General features: G+C 64.5%; 17 protein-coding genes. 6 read left to right on the forward strand and 11 right to left on the reverse strand.

Going from position 1 to position 18,393, the window contains the following annotated elements; genetic code table 11:
- Window positions 1-24 precede the first annotated feature (24 nt).
- The 6 genes from argF to BLU39_RS23695 form a co-directional block, all read right to left on the reverse strand.
- Entirely contained in the window at window positions 25-945 is a 921-nt protein-coding gene (gene argF, locus BLU39_RS23670) for an ornithine carbamoyltransferase (RefSeq protein WP_092717746.1), read from the reverse strand.
- A 275-nt stretch (window positions 946-1,220) separates the two neighbouring features.
- Entirely contained in the window at window positions 1,221-4,070 is a 2,850-nt protein-coding gene (locus tag BLU39_RS23675; protein WP_254789052.1) for an ATP-binding protein, read from the reverse strand.
- A gap of 180 nt (window positions 4,071-4,250) precedes the next feature.
- Window positions 4,251-4,706 (reverse strand): hypothetical protein, encoded by a 456-nt coding sequence (locus BLU39_RS23680; protein WP_092717756.1) that lies wholly within the window; start codon window positions 4,704-4,706, stop codon window positions 4,251-4,253.
- A gap of 266 nt (window positions 4,707-4,972) precedes the next feature.
- Complete coding sequence (gene rsgA, locus BLU39_RS23685; protein ID WP_092717758.1) at window positions 4,973-5,878, reverse strand: ribosome small subunit-dependent GTPase A; 906 nt, start codon at window positions 5,876-5,878, stop codon at window positions 4,973-4,975.
- Window positions 5,875-6,240 (reverse strand): 4a-hydroxytetrahydrobiopterin dehydratase, encoded by a 366-nt coding sequence (locus tag BLU39_RS23690; protein ID WP_092717761.1) that lies wholly within the window; start codon window positions 6,238-6,240, stop codon window positions 5,875-5,877. Before BLU39_RS23690 ends, rsgA begins: the two co-directional genes overlap by 4 nt.
- Window positions 6,237-7,517: a M48 family metallopeptidase gene (locus BLU39_RS23695; protein ID WP_092717764.1), complete on the reverse strand. Its 1,281-nt coding sequence runs from the start codon at window positions 7,515-7,517 to the stop codon at window positions 6,237-6,239. Before BLU39_RS23695 ends, BLU39_RS23690 begins: the two co-directional genes overlap by 4 nt.
- A gap of 56 nt (window positions 7,518-7,573) precedes the next feature.
- Between BLU39_RS23695 and orn the strand changes: the two genes are divergently transcribed.
- Window positions 7,574-8,182, forward strand: coding sequence for an oligoribonuclease (orn, locus tag BLU39_RS23700; RefSeq protein ID WP_175444464.1), 609 nt, complete (start codon window positions 7,574-7,576; stop codon window positions 8,180-8,182).
- Window positions 8,183-8,274: 92 nt separating this feature from the next.
- Here orn and BLU39_RS23705 read toward each other — a convergent pair whose 3' ends face one another.
- Window positions 8,275-8,640, reverse strand: a complete 366-nt coding sequence (locus BLU39_RS23705; RefSeq protein WP_092717767.1) for a hypothetical protein — start codon at window positions 8,638-8,640, stop codon at window positions 8,275-8,277.
- A complete protein-coding gene (gene gcvA, locus BLU39_RS23710) occupies window positions 8,637-9,581 on the reverse strand; it encodes a transcriptional regulator GcvA (RefSeq protein ID WP_092717770.1) in 945 nt (314 codons plus the stop codon). Before gcvA ends, BLU39_RS23705 begins: the two co-directional genes overlap by 4 nt.
- 237 nt (window positions 9,582-9,818) lie before the next feature.
- Here gcvA and BLU39_RS23715 point away from each other — a divergent pair, with 237 nt between their 5' ends.
- The 3 genes from BLU39_RS23715 (at window position 9,819) to BLU39_RS23725 (ending at window position 12,175) form a co-directional block, all read left to right on the forward strand.
- Window positions 9,819-10,718, forward strand: a complete 900-nt coding sequence (locus BLU39_RS23715) for a DMT family transporter (protein ID WP_092717773.1) — start codon at window positions 9,819-9,821, stop codon at window positions 10,716-10,718.
- Window positions 10,719-10,919: 201 nt separating this feature from the next.
- Window positions 10,920-12,005, forward strand: a complete 1,086-nt coding sequence (locus tag BLU39_RS23720) for a hemin-degrading factor (protein ID WP_175539408.1) — start codon at window positions 10,920-10,922, stop codon at window positions 12,003-12,005.
- The gene (locus BLU39_RS23725; RefSeq protein WP_092717778.1) at window positions 11,993-12,175 is read left to right on the forward strand and encodes a hypothetical protein; all 183 of its coding nucleotides are present in this window, start codon (window positions 11,993-11,995) and stop codon (window positions 12,173-12,175) included. Before BLU39_RS23720 ends, BLU39_RS23725 begins: the two co-directional genes overlap by 13 nt.
- Before the next feature lie 37 nt (window positions 12,176-12,212).
- Here BLU39_RS23725 and BLU39_RS23730 read toward each other — a convergent pair whose 3' ends face one another.
- Complete coding sequence (locus BLU39_RS23730) at window positions 12,213-12,911, reverse strand: UPF0149 family protein (RefSeq protein ID WP_092717781.1); 699 nt, start codon at window positions 12,909-12,911, stop codon at window positions 12,213-12,215.
- A 102-nt stretch (window positions 12,912-13,013) separates the two neighbouring features.
- Here BLU39_RS23730 and BLU39_RS23735 point away from each other — a divergent pair, with 102 nt between their 5' ends.
- Together BLU39_RS23735 and BLU39_RS23740 are read left to right on the forward strand one after the other, a co-directional pair.
- Window positions 13,014-14,027 (forward strand): serine/threonine protein kinase, encoded by a 1,014-nt coding sequence (locus BLU39_RS23735; protein WP_092717783.1) that lies wholly within the window; start codon window positions 13,014-13,016, stop codon window positions 14,025-14,027.
- 245 nt (window positions 14,028-14,272) lie between these two features.
- Window positions 14,273-16,708, forward strand: a complete 2,436-nt coding sequence (locus tag BLU39_RS23740; protein WP_092717786.1) for a coiled-coil domain-containing protein — start codon at window positions 14,273-14,275, stop codon at window positions 16,706-16,708.
- Window positions 16,709-16,831: 123 nt separating this feature from the next.
- Here the strand turns inward: BLU39_RS23740 and BLU39_RS23745 are convergent, their stop codons facing one another.
- Entirely contained in the window at window positions 16,832-17,785 is a 954-nt protein-coding gene (locus BLU39_RS23745; protein WP_092717789.1) for a hypothetical protein, read from the reverse strand.
- Between the two features lie 224 nt (window positions 17,786-18,009).
- Window positions 18,010-18,384 carry a hypothetical protein gene (locus tag BLU39_RS23750; RefSeq protein ID WP_046682297.1) on the reverse strand — a complete coding sequence of 125 codons (375 nt, stop codon included), beginning with the start codon at window positions 18,382-18,384 and terminating at the stop codon, window positions 18,010-18,012.
- Window positions 18,385-18,393 lie beyond the last annotated feature (9 nt).

An 18,393-nucleotide genomic window follows, 5' to 3' on the forward strand; every position in this document is an offset into this window, starting at 1 on the left:
GGTTTTTGTGCAGTGCCGGGCGAATTATTGGATTTTACCGAGTAACAGGTATTCGATCAGCGCTTTTTGCACGTGCAAGCGGTTTTCCGCCTCGTCCCACACCACCGATTGCGGGCCGTCGATCACTTCGGCGGCCACTTCCTCGCCGCGGTGGGCGGGCAGGCAGTGCATGAACAGGGCGTCGGGCGCGGCGCGGGACATCTTTGCGCCATCGACGATCCAGCCGTCGAAGGCGGCGATACGGGCCGCGTTTTCCGCTTCGTAGCCCATGCTGGTCCACACGTCCGTGTTGACCAGGTGCGCGCCCTCGCAGGCGTCGGACGGGTTGGCGAAGAAGGTATAGCGCTGCGTCTTGACTTGCGACAGGTCGATGTCGTAACCCTTCGGCGTCGACACGTTGACGTGGAAGCCGAACACTTCGGCCGCCTGCAGCCACGAGTACAGCATGTTGTTGGCGTCGCCGATCCAGGCAACGACCTTGCCGGCGATCGAGCCGCGGTGTTCGATGTAGGTGAAGATGTCGGCAAAGACCTGGCACGGGTGGTGTTCATTGGTCAGGCCATTGATCACCGGCACGCGCGAATTGGCGGCGAAACGCTCGATGATGTCCTGGCCGAAGGTACGCACCATGATGATGTCGCACATGCGCGACATGACCTGGCCCGCGTCTTCCACCGGCTCGCCGCGGCCCAGCTGGGAATCGCGCGTGTTCAGGTAGATGGCGGCGCCGCCCAGCTGGTGCATGCCGGCTTCGAACGACAAGCGCGTGCGGGTGGAGTTCTTTTCAAAGACCATCACCAGGGTGCGGTCGATCAGTGGATGGTAGATTTCGTAGTTCTTGAACTTGCGCTTGATCAGATGGGCGCGTTCGATCACATATTCGTACTCTTCCAACGTGAAATCGGAGAACTGGAGGTAGTGCTTGATCGGTTTTTTTGTCGACATAATGACCACTTGAAGATGCGCAGGCCGCCGGCGGCGTGCCTTTCCCGCCGGGTTGCATCAGCGTACAACATCTCGTCTGATGACTGCCTCGCCCGGCGCGCTGCTGTGTTGATCGGTGCCGCGCCTGTTTGTCGCGCGGGCCGATGCGGTTTGCCATGTTGAAAATAATGCAATGACAAGTACTTCAGCCGTTCAATTATAAGGGTTTTGCTTTTAGATTGGAAAGACCGTCCGGACGCGTACTTGTATAGGCAAGCCTGCGCCCGGGAAACGGGTCAATAGATGCTGGCGGACGCGGCTCCATCGAGCTGGGGCGCCACCAGCGGCAGGTCGAGGGTGAAACGCGTGCCGGCGGGGCTGCTGGCCACCTGGATGGTGCCGCCCAGCAGGGCCGTGACGATGTTGTAGCTGATCGACAAACCGAGGCCGCTGCCGCCCTGGCCCAGCTTGGTGGTAAAGAAGGGGTCGAAGATGCGCGACAAATGCTGTTCGGCGATGCCGCCGCCATTGTCGGCGAAGACGACCTGCACGCGCGCGCCGTCTGGCGTGGCGGACAGGCGCATGCAGCCCGTGCCGGCGGCGCCATTGTTGGGCGCGGGAGCGAAGGCGTGCAGCAGGGCGTTGTTGATCAGATTGGTGATCACCTGGCCGAACGGGCCCGGATAGCTGTCCAGTACGATGCCGAACGCGATGTCCGTCTCGATGCGGTGGCCCGAACTGCGAATGCGGTTCATGACGGTGGCGATGATTTCATTGCTCACCTGCTGCAGGTCGAACTGGCGCCGCTGTTCGGTGGTGCGGTCGACGGCCACCTGCTTGAAGCTGTTGACGAGGTCGGCCGCGCTGTGCAGGCCGCGCATCACCAGCGCCGATGCCTTGCTCGCATCGTCGATGTAGGCTGCCAGGTCCGAGCGGCGCAAGCCGGGGCCGTTCATCAGGCGTTCCACGTCTTCCGTCTTTTGCAGCATGGTGCTGGCGATCAGCAGGCTGTTGCCGATCGGGGTGTTGAGTTCATGCGCCACGCCGGCCATCAGCGAGCCGAGGGCGGCCAGCTTTTCCTGCGACGCCAGTTGCGCCTGGGCGTCCTGCAGTTGCCGGTAGGCGCTGGCATTGTCGAGCGCGATGGCGCCGTACGCGCACAGGGTGCGGAAGATCAGGCGTTCGCGTTCGCCGTAGGCATGGGCATGGCAAGCCTGCACCGTCATCACGCCCAGCACGCGCTCGCCCACCGTCAAGGGCACGTACAGCACGCTCTGGTTATGCAGGGTGCCGGGCACGGTGTAGGCGTGGCGCTTCGGTGGTACCTGGTCGATATACACTTCGCACCGGCCCAGCAGGCAGCGCACGGAGTAGGCGCGCGGGTTGCTCAGCGGAATGGCATTGTCCGACAGGGGCCGGCCCGCTTCCATGCCGTGCGCGCGGCGCAGCGCCGTGCCCGCCGCATCAAGCATGTAGACGGCGAAGGTATTGACTGGCAGCAAGGCGTGCACGTGACGGTCGAGCACCTGGAACACGGCGCTGGCGTCGAGGTGGGTGGTGATTTCCTGGCCGATGGCCGACAGCCGCTCCAGGGTGTCGCTGGTTTGCTGCAGCACTTCGGCGCGGCGCGCTTCGGAGGCGGCCAGTTCGCGGTGGTGATAGCCTTCCGAGCGCGCATGTTCCGTCTGGTGGTAGACCTGCATGGCGGTGGCGCGGTTGCTCGCCTGCTGGGTGTGGCTTTTTTCGCGCGCCACGCCCGCCGCGAGGGCGATATCGTAGGCGCGCGCATAGTCGCCCGCATGCGCGTATTCGCGCGCCAGCGCATCGAGCAGTTCGCCGGGCGGCACATAGCCGTCGATGGAGTCGGCCACCTGCAGCGCCTGGTGCAGGAAATGCAGGGCGGGATTGCGTTCCTGCATGCCTGCGGGCGGCGGCAAGTCGTGGCGTGCGTGCAGCATGGACAGCACGCGCAGCGCCGCCACCTGGTGCATGGCGTCGCCCTGCGCGGTGGCCAGCTGGCAAGCCCGTTCGGCCGCCTGCAGCGCTTCGTCCGGACGGTCCAGATAGGACAGCGCGTGGGCGCTGCCGCGCTGCGCCATGCTGCGGAAATCGGCCTGGCCCAGCGCTTCGGCCCGCTGTGCCAGGCGGCTGAAGGCGTCGAGCGCCGTGTCGTAATCGCCCTTGTCCAGGCTCAGTTCACCGAGGTGGAACAGGGCGTTGGCATAGGTGCGCGCGCCGGCCACGGGGGCCAGGATGTGCAGCGCTTCGCGCAGCAAGTCTTCCGCCGTGCCCAGGCGCCCCAGCTTGCGCATGGTCTCGGCCGTATGCGTCTGGCAGGCGCCGATGCTGCGCGGCCAGCCGGTGGGGCGCGCCAGGTCCAGCGCGCACTGCATCCATTCGAGGGCCGATTCGTTGTCGTTGAGGCTGGAGAAGCAGTCGCCGATATTGATGGCGGCCGTGATCGCGCCGCGCAACTGGCCGCTTTCCAGCGCCGCCTCGTAGCTTTGCATGTAGTGGCCGGCGGCCGTGCCCAGGTCGCGCGACGTATGCGCCAGCAAGCCGCGGAAGTCGTGCACCCAGGCGGCCAGCGGCGCGGGCAGCTTGCCGCCGGCGCCGTCGATCTGAAAGTGGCCGCCCCAGCGGGCCTGGGCGGCCGGCGCATCGCGCAGGACGGCCCAGCGCGCCGTGGCCGCGTCGGCCAGGCTGGCGCGCATCGCATCGCCGGCGTCGCGCGCTTGCTGCGCCGCGGCCAGCAGTTCGGCATCGCAGCGGGCATGGTCGCCGCGGTCGACGGCGATCGAAGACAGCAGCCAGTGGGCATCGGCGCAGCCGGCGCCGTCGCCGTGCGCGTCGCAGGTGGCGCGCGCCGCCATGGCCAGGCTTTCCGCGGAGTCGAGCGCGCCTTGCAGCCAGGCCACTTCCGCCTGCACCAGTTGCAGGCGCGCGCGCGCCCGTTCCTGTGCGCCCGCTTCCAGGCCGGCTAGCGGCAGCAGCAGCTGCGCTTCTTCGCTCAGTTGAATTGCTCTGGCGCAATCGCGCTGGCGCAAATGCCAGGACAGCAACAACAGCAGCGGTACGCGCCCGGCGCCGCGCAACGGCAGCAATGCGCTTTCCCACTGCGCTACGTCATGTTCGAGCGCGAACATTTCCATTCAAGCATTCTCCCCGCAAACAGTGGCGCCAGCCTGCGACCGCACAGGCCATGTGTCATCGCATTGTAAGCTGCATTCAGGGGAATTGTTCAGTGCGCCAGTCAGAATTCTGCGTCCGTCATGGCGCCACAGGCGAGGGCGGTTGGCCCCGTCGTTCGATGGCGGACCAGGCGCCTAGCGCGACACGAGGCGGATGCTGGTGCCGCCATTCGCGGTGCTGGCGCTGCGCGTGTCGGCAGGCACGTGCAAGCCGGGCAGGAACTGGGCGTCGTCGATCACCACGTGCGTGCCTTCGTTGCTGAAGACGAAGTTGGCGCCCTTTTTGCTGACGAACTGGCCGGGGCCGGTGGGGTAGATTTCCACGCTGGGTTTTTCCTGCCATTCGCGGTCATCGATCAGGCGGCCAAAAAAATGGTTGTCCTGCTGGTGGACCTCCAGGCGTTGTCCATTCGACAGGCGGTATTGCTGTTCGATGTCGAAGGCTTCCTGGGCCGTGACGTGATAGTAGGAACCCGAGGTCACGCGCACGCTGTCCGTGGCTTGCGGTGCGGCGGCGATTTGCGCCTGGGCGGCGGCGCCGGCAAGTGCGAAGAGGGTGGCGAGGAGGGGGCGGACGCGTTTGGTATGCATGACATTCACCTTCGATCAGGATGGCTGGATGGATGGAAATTAGATCGTGTGGTCGCTGGCAGGTTTCCGGCAGGGACTGGTGTCAAGTTAGCAAACACGCCTGGCCATCGCCAGCGACAGGCGATGGAAGGCAGGTTTTAGGCGATGAAGTGCGTAAAACGGCAGACGAATGGTTTTGGGATTAAAAACGGAAAGCGAACTCGACGGCAAAATTAAATTTTGCCGGCCGAGGTTTTTTGGCGCTATTTTTGCGTTGCGGCGGGAGCTTAGTACAGGGTCTGCGCCGATTCGTGCAGCAGCTGGCCGTACAGGGTGTGGCGCATCTTGGCGATCTTGCCTTCAGACACGGCTTGCAGGATGGCGCACTGCGGCTCGATCAGGTGGCGGCAGTTATAGAACTTGCAGCCGCCCAGGTAGGGCTGGAATTCGCGGAAGGCCCGCTCCAGCATGCCTTCGGACAGGTGGTACAGGCCGAATTCCTGGAAGCCGGGCGAATCGATGATGGAGCTGTTCGCGCCCAGTTCGTCGAGCTTGTACAGGCGCGTAAAGGTCGTCGTGTGCTTGCCCGTGTCGAGCGCGGCCGAGATTTCACGCACGGCGATGTCCGCGTCCGGCACCAGCAGGTTGATCAGCGACGACTTGCCCATGCCCGATTGGCCGATCAGGATCGACGACTGGCCCGCCAGCAGCGGCGCCAGCGTGGCCACGGCATGTTCCGGTTCGGCGCGCGCCGACACTTCATCGACGGGATAGCCCATCGAGGAATACGGCAGCAGGCGTTCGCGGGCGCGTTCCAGCGACGCGGTCACGTCCGTCTTGTTGAGGATGATGCGCGCCTCGATGCCGGCCGCGTCGGCCGCCACCAGCGAGCGCGAGATCAGGTCGTCGGCAAAGCCCGGTTCCGTCGCCACGACGATGAACAGCTGCGTCAGGTTGGCAGCCAGTAATTTCGATTTGTACTGGTCCGAACGGTACAGCAGGGTCTTGCGTTCCTCGATGCGGTCGATGACGGCCTGGTCGCTGGACGTGCGCGTCAGGTGCACGATGTCGCCCACGGCCACATTGGTTTTCTTGCCGCGCGTCACGCATTGCAGCTTGGCGCCGTCCACGTCGGCCAGGTAATGGCGGCCGTGGGCGGCGATGATGACGCCCGTCAACTTGCCTTCGCTCATGGGGCCACCTGGCTGCTCTGGTAGATGAGGTCTGCCTTGGCGGCGCAGATGAAGTCGTTTTCGGACAGGCCGCCGGCGCCCTGGTTGACCGAGTGCGTGTCGTAGCGCACGGCGCAGGTTTTGTAAGTAATGATGAGCTCCGGATGGTGGTCTTGCGTATGGATCATATAGGCCAGGGCGTTCACGAACGCCAGGGTCTGGTAGTAATTCTTGAAGCCGAAGTCGCGGCACAGCTTGCCGTTTTGCAGCGTCCACTGGGGCAGCAGGGCGTGCAGGGTGGCGATGTCCGAGTCGCCCAGCGCCTGCTGGCGAGGAGCGCAGCTCAGTTGGGCCAGGTCTTGCGAAGTCGATGGCGTATTCATGCGGGAACCCCTTTCAGGTGGCGGATGCGCACGCTGGCCGGCGGGTGGCTATCGTAAAAGGCCGAGTGCAGCGGGTCGGGCGTCAGGGTCGACGCGTTGTCTTCATACATTTTGACGAGGGCCGAGACGAGATCGTCCGCCTGCGTGTGCGTGGCGGCAAAGGCGTCCGCTTCGAATTCGTGCTTGCGCGAGCTGAGCGACGTCAACGGTCCCAGCAGGAAAGTGAAGACGGGCAAGGCCAGCATGAACAGCAGCAGGGCCAGCGCGTCCGTCGGCTGGCCAGTGAGCGCCAGGGCGACCGGGTCGACACCGAGGCCCGCATAGAACCACGGCTGCGTCTTCAAGTAACCCAGCAGTGCCAGGAAGCCCAGCGAGATGACGAACATCATGGCGATGCGCTTGACGATGTGCTTGAGCTTGAAGTGGCCCAGTTCATGCGCCAGCACGGCCTCGATTTCCTGCGGCGCCAGGCGCGACAGCAGGGTGTCGAAGAATACGATGCGCTTGTTGGCGCCAAAACCCGAGAAATAGGCATTGCCGTGGGCGCTGCGCTTCGAGCCATCCATGACGAACAGGCCTTTCGAGGCGAAACCGACGCGCTGCATCAAGCCTTCGATGCGGCTTTTCAGGGATTCGTCGGCCAGCGGCGTAAATTTGTTGAACAGGGGAGCGATGACGGTGGGGAACAGCACCATCATCAGCAGCTGGAAGCCGCTCCAGACGAACCACGCGTACAGCCACCACAGGCCGCCCGATTTGGCCATCAGGGTCAGCACGACCCAGATCAGCGGCAGGCCGATGGCCGCGCCCAGGCCCACGCCCTTGAGCATGTCCATGAAGAACAGCTTGCGCGCCATGGTGTTGAAGCCGAAGCGCTGCTCCAGCACGAACTGGCGGTAGTAATCGAAGGGCAGGTCGATCAGGCCGGAAATGGCGGCAAAGGCGGCGATCAGGCCGATCTGGTACAGCATGGGCGAACCCGGCCCCGTCAGTTCGTTCAGGTACAGCGCCAGCCATTGCAGGCCGCCCAGCAAGGTAAAACCGATCAGCACGGCGTAGTTGACCAGCAGGGTCAGCAGGCCGAACTTGGTCTTGGCCACCGTGTAGTCGGCCGCCTTCTGGTGCGCGGCGAGCGGGATTTTTTCCGCGAATTCGGGCGGAACAGCCGCGCGGTGGGCCAGCACGTGGCGAATCTGCCGTGAAGCGAGCCAGAAGCGCACGGCCAGGGTCAAAACGAGGACGGATACAAACAAAATCGAAAACGCGAGTGAATACATTCTGTGCCTGTGAGAAAATGGCTGATTATTTAGTTTGATTAGGCCAAGAGAGAATTATGTCACAAGCGACCGACTTAACTGCAGCCACCTCTGCATCCGCCCCCGCACCCACCGTGCCGGCACGTCCAAACGAGATGAACCTGGTCTGGGTCGACATGGAAATGACGGGCCTGGAGCCCGATACCGACCGCATCATCGAGGTGGCGGTCGTGGTGACGGACATGCATTTGAACCTGCTGGCCGAAGGCCCCGTGTTCGTGATTCACCAGTCGGATGAAACCCTGAACAAGATGGATGCCTGGAACAAGGGTACGCACGGCCGCTCGGGCCTGATCGACAAGGTCAAGGCGTCGACCGTGACGGAAGCGCAGGCGGAAGCGGAACTGATCGCGTTCCTGAAGAAATACGTACCGGCAGGCAAGTCGCCCATGTGCGGCAACACCATCGGCCAGGACCGCCGCTTCATGGTGCGCGGCATGCCGAAGCTGGAAGCGTTCTTCCACTATCGCAACGTTGACGTGTCAACACTGAAAGAGCTGTGCAAGCGCTGGAAACCGGAAATCGCCACCGGTTTCAAGAAACACCAGAAGCATACGGCGCTGGCCGATATTCTTGAGTCGATCGAAGAATTGAAGTACTACCGCGAGCACTTCATCAAGTTGTAATGATGTTGTCGGCTTACGCGCTGCGCGCTAAGCCGACCTACGGGCCAGCCACCGCCGCTGGCGTAGGTCGGCGTAGGTCGGCGTAGGTCGGCTTAGCACCCCGGCGCGTAAGCCGACACATCCGCCGCCTCAAAGACAAGGCTGTGCCAAGCGCCATCCTCACCCTGCCACTCCAGCGCAAACGGTCCCGTTTGCCGTAAAGCCGTGATCCAGCGCACCGCGCCTGGCTGGCGGAAATAGGCCGCGCACTGGCCGAACAGCTGGCCCAGCCGGCACAGCACCAATCCCTCGCCCGCCACGGCGCACCATTGCTCATTCGCATCGATCAAGGCCACGGCCGGGTCGCCATAGAACTCGCCCAGGCTCGCTTGCCGGCCATCGGCCGCCGTCACCGTGGCCTGTTCGTATTCGTGCTGCACGCTATATGCGGCGCTGCGCGCCAATTCCTGCTGAGTCATGCGGTCTCCACGGTGGGCCAGACGGTTTCCTGGTCGGCGCGCGCCTCGGCGATCAGCCATTCGCAGAATGCATGCACGAGGGGCCGCGTTTCCGCCTGGGGCGAGCGCAGCAGATAATAGCAGTGGGGGCCGCGCACGGCGTGTTCGAACACGCGCACCAGGCGGCCCGAGCGCAGATCGTCGCCGATCAGGGGGCTGGCGGCTATGGCCACGCCCTGGCCGCTGGCGGCCGCGTCCAGGCATAAATACGTGTGCGAAAAGCGCGCGCCGCTGTTGCCGCTATTGCCGCTGTAATGCACGCCGCAGCTGTGCAGCCAGCGCGTCCAGTCGATTTCGCCGGGCAGGTGCACCTCCGGCTCGTCGTGCAGCAGCGGATAGCGCAGCAGGTCGGCCGGCTGGCGCAGGCTGGCCGCGTTGGCGCGAAAGCCGGGGCTGCAGACGGCGGAAAACCATTCTTCCATCAGTAAATCCACTTTGAGGCCCGGATAGCGTCCCGGTCCCAGGCGGATGGCCACGTCCACGCCATCGCGCGCCAGGTCGACGGGGTGCATCGACGCCAGCACGCGCAGTTCGATCTGCGGATAGCGGTCGCGCAGCCGGCCCAGGCGCGGCATCAGCCAGCGCGAGACGAGCGAGCTGGTGGCCGTCACCGTCACCACCTTGTCATCGCCCTGGCGCCGCGCCTGCTCGGACACGTCGGCCAGCTGGTTGAGGATCGGCCCCAGCGAGGCCGCATAGCGCTGGCCGGCATTGGTCAGCACGACGCCGCGCGGCAGGCGCTGGAACAGTACGATGCCCAGCCATGCTTCCAGCTGCTTGACGTGGTGGCCGATGGCGCCGGCCGACACGTGCAATTCTTCGCCCGCGCGCTGGAAGCCTTCATGGCGGGCGGCCGCCTCAAAGGCGTGCAGGGCGGCAAGTGGGGGCAAGGGACGTGACATGGCGTTCTCAGGAGAATTGAGCCTCAGTATTATTGGGCCTATCCGTGAAGAATATTGGTTTGTTTCATTTTGCGCAAGCGAATATGATGCCGTCACTGCGTGAAGCGACCCGCAATAGGATTTACGCATGCATCATCTCCCGGCCTTGCTGGGCATTTATATTTGCAACGTTACAACGCCTGGAAAACCGTCGCGATACGCAGCAGGTTTGCCCAAGTGTACTCAAAGAGGTTAGTCATGTCTGATCGCCGCGCCGTTGCGCTGGTGTTGCTGTCGGCCGCCGGTTTCGGCAGTTCCGCAGTGTTTGCCAAGGCGGCCTATGCGTCCGGGGTCAACCCGTCGACCATGCTGGCCTTGCGTTTCGTCATCGCCGCCATGCTGTTGCTGCCGCTCGTGTGGCTCGGTGGCTGGCGCTTGCCGCGCGGCCGCCTGCTGGCCGGCTACATGCTGATGGGCCTGATGTACACGGCCCAGTCGCAAGGCTATTTCAATGCCCTCATGTATGCCAGCAGCGGCCTGTGCGGCATGCTGCTGTACGTGTATCCCGTGCTGGTCACCATCCTCGCGCTGGCGCTGGGCTGGGAAAAGCTGGACCGGCGCATGCTGGTGCTGATGGCGCTGGCCATTGCCGGCATGGCCATCACCCTGGGCGGCAAGCTGCAGGGTCAGCCCATCGGCATCGCCCTCGCATTGATGGCGGCCGGCGTGTACGCCGTGTACATCCTGTTTGGCAACAGCCTGGCCAAAAGCCGCGAGAATATTCACCCATTGGCGGCCTGCGTCGTGATTTTGGGGACGGCAGGCCTGTCGAACAGCGCGATCGCCCTGTGGCAGGGCGTGTCCTTGCCGGGCACGGCGACGGGCTGGCTGGCCGTCAGCGCCATCGCCCTGTTCTCGACGGCCATCGCCATTGCCGCCTTCTTTGCCGGCGTGGCGCAGATCGGCGCGGCCAAGGCCTCGATTATTTCCACGTTCGAGCCCGTGATCACGATGGCCTTCGGCGTGACCTTGCTGAAGGAGTCCGTCAGCGGCACGCAATTGCTGGGCGGCGCCATGGTGCTGGCCGCCGTCGTCCTGCTGGCGCAGCGGCCCACTGCCAAGCCGGTATCCATGCCGGCCGTGCAGGCCAGCGCCTGACTTTTTTTCCGAACTGATCGGTTGTATCGATCGGTCTCCTTTGGCGCCGCGACGGGTTTCCTGTCGCGGCGCTTTTTTTTGCCGGACACAAATATCTCTTGATTGCGAATGATTCTCATTTATAATTGATTTCAAGATTCCCCACCACCAGCCAGCCCATGCCAGCCAGTGTTCGCCTTGAAAGGAGACACCGTGACGAGCATGCCCCCTATTTGCAATACCGAGATGATCGCCGGCGAATTTGCCCGCCTGCGCCGCGAGAAAAAAGCCCGCCACCGCGACTTCGCCGAGCAACTGGCCATTTCCGAAGGCGAGCTGATCGCCTCGCATGCGGGCCTGTCGCTGGCCAACGGCGCCTTGCTGGGCGCCGTGCGCCTGCAGCCCGACTGGCCCGCCATCGTCCAGGCGCTGGAAGCGCTGGGCGAAGTCATGGCGCTGACGCGCAACGCCTCGTGCGTCCATGAAAAGACGGGCGTCTATCGAAATGCCAGCCACAACAACCACGTGGGCCTGGTGCTCGGCGGCGACATCGACTTGCGCGTGTTCTACCGTCAGTGGGCGCATGGCTTTGCCGTACGCGAGATGGGAGAAAAGGAAGTGCAGCGCAGCCTGCAGTTTTTCGACGCGGCCGGCCAGGCCGTGCACAAGATTTTCATGAAGCCGCACAGCGATATTGCCGCTTATGACGCGCTGGTCGCGCATTTCGCCGACGCGGACCAGGCGGCCGGCATCGCCGTGAAGGCGCCGGCGCCGGCGCCGGCCGAATTGCCCGACGCGCAGATCGACGTGGCCGGCTTTCGCGCCGCCTGGGCAGACTTGCGCGACACGCATGAATTTTTCACCATGTTGAAAAAATATTCGGTCTCGCGCCTGCAGGGCCTGCGCCTGGCCGAGGCGCGCTTCGTGCAGCAGCTCGACAAATCCTGCGTGCTCGACCTGCTCAACGACGCCGCCCTTGAAAAAGTATCGATCATGGCCTTCGTCGGCAATGCCGGCATGATCCAGATCCATTCGGGACCCGTGCACAAGATCGCCGTGATGGGACCGTGGATCAATGTCCTCGATGCGCGCTTCAACCTGCATTTGCGCGAAGACCATGTCGCCAGCGCCTGGGTGGTGAAAAAACCGACGGTCGATGGCCTGGTGACGTCGGTGGAACTGTTCGACGCGAATGGCGACACCATCGTCATGTTCTTCGGCGAACGCAAGCCGGGCGTGCACGAGCTGTGCGAATGGCGCCATATCGTCGACCGGGTGGTGCGGGAGGGCGAGCTATGCGCCGCATGATCGCCGCCAGCGTGGCGCGCCGCATCGCGCTGAAAAAAACGGGGGCGGGCGCGCTGGCCCTGGCCGCGCCGATGCAGGTGCTGGCCGCCGTGCCAGACGCGGCCAAGCCGGTGGCCAAGGCGCGGCGCATCGTCAGCGTGGGCAGCGGGGGGCGTTACAAGAGGGGATAAGAAAACGCCGGGACAGTGCCCGGCGCGAATGACTTGATTACTCGGCTGCCGGCTCGGCGCCGCAGCATTTCTTGAACTTCTTGCCGCTGCCGCAAGGGCAGTCGTCGTTGCGGCCCACTTTCGGCTCTTCGCGCTTCATGGTTTGCACGGGAGCCTTGCGGCGCGGGACCCAGAATCGGTGGATGGCCGGCAGGTTCGCTTCCAGTTCCTGCGCCAGCTTGTGCGCCTTGACCGGGTCTTCCACCAGTTTCAGCTCTTCTTCCTTGATTTCGTCGGCGCCCAGCAGGTAGATAGGCTGCATCAGTTCGGCCACTTCGGAATCCCAGATCTCGTTCCACGAGCCCGGACGCAGTTCCATGCCGTCCCAGAAGCCCCAGCACCAGGCTTCGGCATCGATCAGGGTCTGGCCTTCGTAGTCGTGTTCGACGAACAGGGCTTCGAACTCCTTCGGCGCCACTTCGAACGTCACCAGCACTTCATTCATGAAGCGCATGATCAGATTGACGATGCGTTCTTCTTCCTTGCTGTTCTTGAACTTCGGCGCGTCGTTGGCATCTTCGCCCCATACGCGCGGCAGCCATTCGGCCGGCATGATCGGCTCAGGACCGATGGCCACGGCCGTCAGATAGCCGTGCAGCATATCCATGGTCATCGCGTCTTCGGAGCACCGGTCCGACAACAGGAATTGGTCTAATTCGTCAAATTCTTTTTCTGATAATGGCTGTTCGAGTTGCATGGCTTGCTCTTTTATGAATGTAAGGCGCCAGTATACGCCTTGCGGCGCTTCAGCACCGAAGTGTTTGCACCGGCGGCCCGCGGGCGCCTTACAATGTCGCTTATGCACAATGAAAACCAGCCGCACGAGGACGACCGGCCCGTCCATCCCTTTTCCGCCCTGAGCCCCGATTGCGTGCTCGACGCGCTCGATAGCGTGGGGCTGCGCGGCGATGGCCGCCTGCTGGCCTTGAACAGCTATGAAAACCGCGTCTACCAGGTGGGCATCGAAGACAGCGCGCCGCTGGTGGCCAAGTTTTACCGCCCCGCGCGCTGGAGCGATACGGCCATCCTGGAAGAACACGCGTTCGTGTCCGAGCTGGTCGAGCGCGAAATCCAGGTGGTGCCGGCGCTGTCCATCAATGGCAGCACCCTGCACCAGTACCAGGGCTTCCGCTTTGCCGTCTTCCCCCGTCATGGCGGACGCGCGCCCGAGCTGGACGACCCGGCCACGCTGGAATGGATAGGGCGCTTCATCGGCCGCATCCACGCCGTCGGCGCGCTGTCGACCTACAAGGAACGGCCGGCGCTCGATCACCAGACGTTCGGCGTCGAACCGCGCGAGTTTCTGCTGGAGGGTAATTTCCTGCCGCCCGAACTGCTGGCCGCCTATTCCAGCGTGGCGCAGCAGGCGCTCGACGGCGTCAAGCGCTGCTATGACCGCGCGGGCGACGTGGCCATGCTGCGCACGCACGGCGACTGCCATGGCGGCAACGTGCTGTGGACGGACGCCGGCCCCCATTTCGTCGATTTCGACGACAGCCGCATGGGACCGGCCATCCAGGACCTGTGGATGATGCTGTCGGGCGAGCGCAGCGACCAGGTGCGCCAGATGGGCGACATCCTGGCCGGCTACGAGGATTTTTGCGATTTCGACCCGCGCCAGTTGTACCTGGTCGAAGCGCTGCGCACCCTGCGCCTGATCCATTATTCGGCCTGGCTGGCGCGCCGCTGGGACGACCCCGCCTTCCCCGTCGCCTTCCCGTGGTTTAACACGCAGCGCTACTGGCAGGACCGCATCCTGGAATTGCGCGAACAGGTGGCGTTGATGGACGAGGCGCCTTTGTGGCCCATCTGAATGCATATTTTGCCAATAAAACCGTAGCGAGCGGCAGTGATTTGCGTCCGAGAAGCGCAACTGGGCTGACGCCCAGTGAGCATCGCCGGACACAAAGCGCGACGCGCAGTAGGTTTGATTGGTGAAATGATGAAAAGGGCGGTAAAAGGCGCTCTTCTTGCCGCGCTGATTTGTGCATGCCTGTTCGATAATGGTGGTAATAAATTCCCATAAGCAACGGAATTCACCCGAACAAGCGAGAAATCATGCAAGCACAGCAAAATCAGCGCCAGGCCGCCTCCCTTACCGTCGCGTATTCCGCCGACGACGAGTTCGACCAGGACAGCATCGTCTCGCTGCATGATTTCAAGGACCTGGAAAGCAAGGCGGAAGCGCCTGCCGCCGCCATCACGCCCGAGCTGCAAGCCGAAGCACAGGCCGAGCCGGCAGTCGAAGCCGACAGCAAGGCACCCGCCGCCGAACGCCAGAAAATGGAATTGAAAGCCATCCACGAGGCGATCGCCCGTGTGGAAGCGGAAGCGAAGGCCACCTGCGCCGCCGAAAGCCGGGCCCTGGCCGAGGCACGCGTGCGCTCGCTGGCCGAGGACCGCGCCGCCATCGACGCGGCCGCCGCCGCCGCCGCGCAGCAAAATGCGCAGGCCGCTGAAGAAGCGATTGCCGCCAACCGCGAACGTCTCGATACCATGCGCGCCGCCGCGCAAGCGAGCGTGGCCCGCCTGGAAGCCGTCAAGCAGGAGACGGCGGAACTGCGCGCCCGCGTGGAGTCCGACAATGAAATCCGCCTGGCCGCCGAACAGCGCGCCCGCGCCGAGCAGGAAAGCCGCTTGCGCGCCAGCGAGCAGGTGGCCGTGCAGTCGGAACTGGCCGAGCAGGCCGCCCGCGCCGCCGAGGAATTGCAGGCGCAGACGGAGCAGGCGCGCCTGCAGGCCGTCGAGCGCGTCGCCGCCGTGCAGGCGGCCAAGGAAGAAATGGTGGGCATCGCCTCGGCCGACGCGCGAGTGGCCGTGCTGGCCCGCGAACGCGAGCGCCATGCGCACGGCGCGCGCCAGACGGCGCAGATGCTGGCCGAAGCGGAAAGCGAAGCGCTGGACTTGACGGTGCAGCGCGAGCGCGCCGACCAGATCGCGCTGGAATCGGCATTCAATCGCGCCGCCGCCGAAGTGCGCGCCCTGGAAGAAGCGCGCGCGCTGGCGCACCTGGAACAGGAACGCGAAGCCATCGCGCTGGCGCAGGCGGAATCGGAACGCCATGCGGCGCAGTCGCTGCGTTTGCGCCTGCAGACGGAAAAGGAATTGCGCGACGCGGCCATCCACCGCGAGCGCCTGGAAATGGTCGCCGTGGCCAGCGCGCAGGCGCGCCGCGATGCCGACGTGCGCATCCTGGCCGCCACCGAAGCGCGCATCGAGGTGGACCGCCAGCTGCGCGCCGTGGCGCTGGCCCGCGTGGCTGCCGAACAGGATGCGGAAATCGCCGGCCACGCCAAGCTGGAAGCGGAAACAGCGGCTCTCGAAGAAACCAAGGCCCGCGAAGCGGCCGAGCAGGCCGCCGCCGTGGCCGCCGCCCGCGAACTGGAAGAGCAGCAGCGCGCCGCCAGCCTGGCGCAGGAACGCGCCGAACTGGCGCGCCAGGCGTCGGAACTGGCCGCCAGCCAGAACGACGCCGAGCAGGCCGAAGTCGATGCCGGCAAGGCGACCTTGGCCGCGCAGGCGCAAGTGTCGCAACTGGCGCAGGAAAAAGCCCGTCAGGCAGAGCAGCTGCTGCAGGCGGAGCAGGAGCGCCTGGCCGCCGAACAAGCCGCCATCACCGCCTTGAAAGAAAAGCTGGAAGCGGAAGCGCTGGCGTTTGGCGCGGCGCAGGAACGCATCGCCGCCGAAGGCGCGCAAGCGGAACTGCTGCGCGGCCAGCACGCGGCCGAACTGGCCTTGCGGGAAGCGGCGCAAAAGGAAGCGGACGCCATCCGCATCCTGATGGACCAGGCCCTCGTCGAAGGCGAACAGAAAGCCGCTGCCGCGCAAGCCGTGCAGGCGCAGGCGCGCCTGGCCGTGGAACTGGGCCAGGTGCATAGCGAGCGCGCCCGCGTGGAAGAAGACAAGGCGCAAGCGGCCGAAGCGCTGCTGGCGTCCGAGCGCGATTTCGTCGCGGCCGAACGCGAGTCGCTGGCCCTGATCGCGCAAAAACTGGTGCAGCAGCGCCAGACCAGCAGCGCCGAAGAGCGCGCCTCGCAAGCCATCGCCGGCCGCCTGGAAGCGGAAAAGCAGGCGACGGCGGCTGCCGAAGCGCGCGCCGCCCTGGAGCAGCAGGCGCTCGACGCCATGCGCCAGCGCGAGCAGCTGGAACTGGCCGCGCAGCAGGCCGCCAGCGAGAAGCTCGACGCGCAGCAAGCCTTGCTGGCCAGCGCCCAGGCCCATGCGGCCCTGCAGCGCAAGGCGGCCGAGACGACGCGCGCGATGGCGGCTGCCAAGCAGCAGTTGCTGGAACGGGAAATGGAGCGTGCGCAGCAGCAAGAGCGCGAACTGGCCGCCCTGCGCGCCAGCCTGGAGCAGCCGCAAAGCGCGTTTTCCAGCTCATTGACCGCCGCCCGCGCGAAAGCCGAACAGGTGAGTTCGGCCAGCTTGACGCGGGAAGTGATCGAGCGGCTGACGCAGCCGAATGACGCGGGAGCCGTGTGGCGTTCGCGCTGAGAGTCTGAGAACCCGATAACAGCCGGGGTCGGACCCTAATGGGGAAACGCAGTCCAATGGACTGCGTTTCAATCGCGCAGCGACCGACCCCAGTCCTGGGTTTGGGTTACGTCTGTATCTTCCTCAAAACTTCCTGCCCACGCCGACCAGGAACACATCGGCATCGCGGTGGTAATCCGTCACCACCCGGTTCCACACCACGTGCGCCACCCAGTGGCGGTTGACGTGGTAGCGGGCCACGGCCGACAGCAGGCCGTTCAGGCGCGCGTCGTGGCCCGGAGTGTCGCGTGCATCCCACGCCATGTACGGGCCGCCGCCCATGCCGAATTCCACTTTTTCATTGAGCGAGCGTATCAGCCACAGCTGGGCGGCCAGGCCGCGCCGGTGCGCCAGCGCCGTGCCGCCTTCGTCGATGAGGGTGGCGCTCCAGTCCACGTATTTTCCTGCCGCGCGCCGGTATTCCAGGGTGAACGGGCGCGCGGTTTCGGAGCGGAAACTGTTGACGATGGTGTGGCCCGTCGATAGGGTCAGGGTGTCGTCGTATGCCCAGTTCTGCAAGTGCAGCTTGGCGCCGGGCACGCCGTCATAGCGGTAGCCGGCGCCGATCAGCAGGTGCGTCGTGTTGTCCTTGCCGTCTGGCTTGATCCGGTTGAGCTGTGCCTGCGCATACCAGCGGTTGTCGAATTGCCAGCGCGCCTGCAGGCTGGCGATGGACCCCCAGCCATGGTCATTGGCGAAGTTGTGGAGGCCGTCGTCCGTCCTGGCCGTGTCGAAGAAAAAATAGCGGCCCACGCCGGCGCCCAGCATCAGCCCTTGCTCCACGTTTTTCGTGCGCAGCCACACCTGGCCCGCCATGCCGTCGCGGTGATGGTCTTGCGGGTGTCCCTCGTTGATGTACGACAGGCTGACGGCGCTGTAGGTGTTCACGGGCTGCGTGTAGCTGACGGCGGCGACAAAGGTGCGCTCATTGGTCGCGTTCACTTTCAGGGCGCCGGCCATGCCGGAGATATCCTGTGCCTGAGCGGACAGGGGGAGCGAGGCGGCCAGCAAGGCCAGGGCGGTGTATGGCAGGCGCATGACGTTTTCCAGTGACAGGTGAATACACGCTAAAGGTCGTCTGGCGGGGCATCATGCGATTGCGCAAGAATCTTGCACATTGGCTACATTTATGGACTGTATTGGCCAGAACTCAGCACAAGTGTATAAGAAAGTGAGAATGTGTGAGGCGCGCCAATGATGAGGCGGGAGGGGAGGCGCCGGCCTGGAAGGGCTGGCCGGCGCGATGCTGCCGAATTGTGGTGTTACTGGCTCAAGACGACTTTATCGGCAAAATATTCCGTCTCGCCGAAGCATTGCGTGGGCACGCCCTTGTGCTGGCTGTAGGTGACGAGAATGCGCTTGCCGGCGGCGGCCGTCAGCTGCTTCGCCACCTCTTCATCGCGCACGCTGAACTGGAATTTTTCCGGGATGGTGCCCGGCAGCGCCGTCAGCAGCAATTCCCCCTCCCATGTCTTGCAGATCCAGCCCCGCTTGGAGAACTTCTGCAGGTAGCCCGCCCGTTCGCCTTCCGAGTACGAGAAGCTGAGGGCCATCCACGTGTAGGCTGCCAGCAGCAGGAAGCCGGCCACGAGGAAGATGGCGAAGGCGAAGGTGACTTTTTTGGTCGTAGGGGTCATGGTTGGGTT

Source organism: Janthinobacterium sp. OK676 (assembly GCF_900103595.1).
Lineage (GTDB): Bacteria > Pseudomonadota > Gammaproteobacteria > Burkholderiales > Burkholderiaceae_D > Janthinobacterium.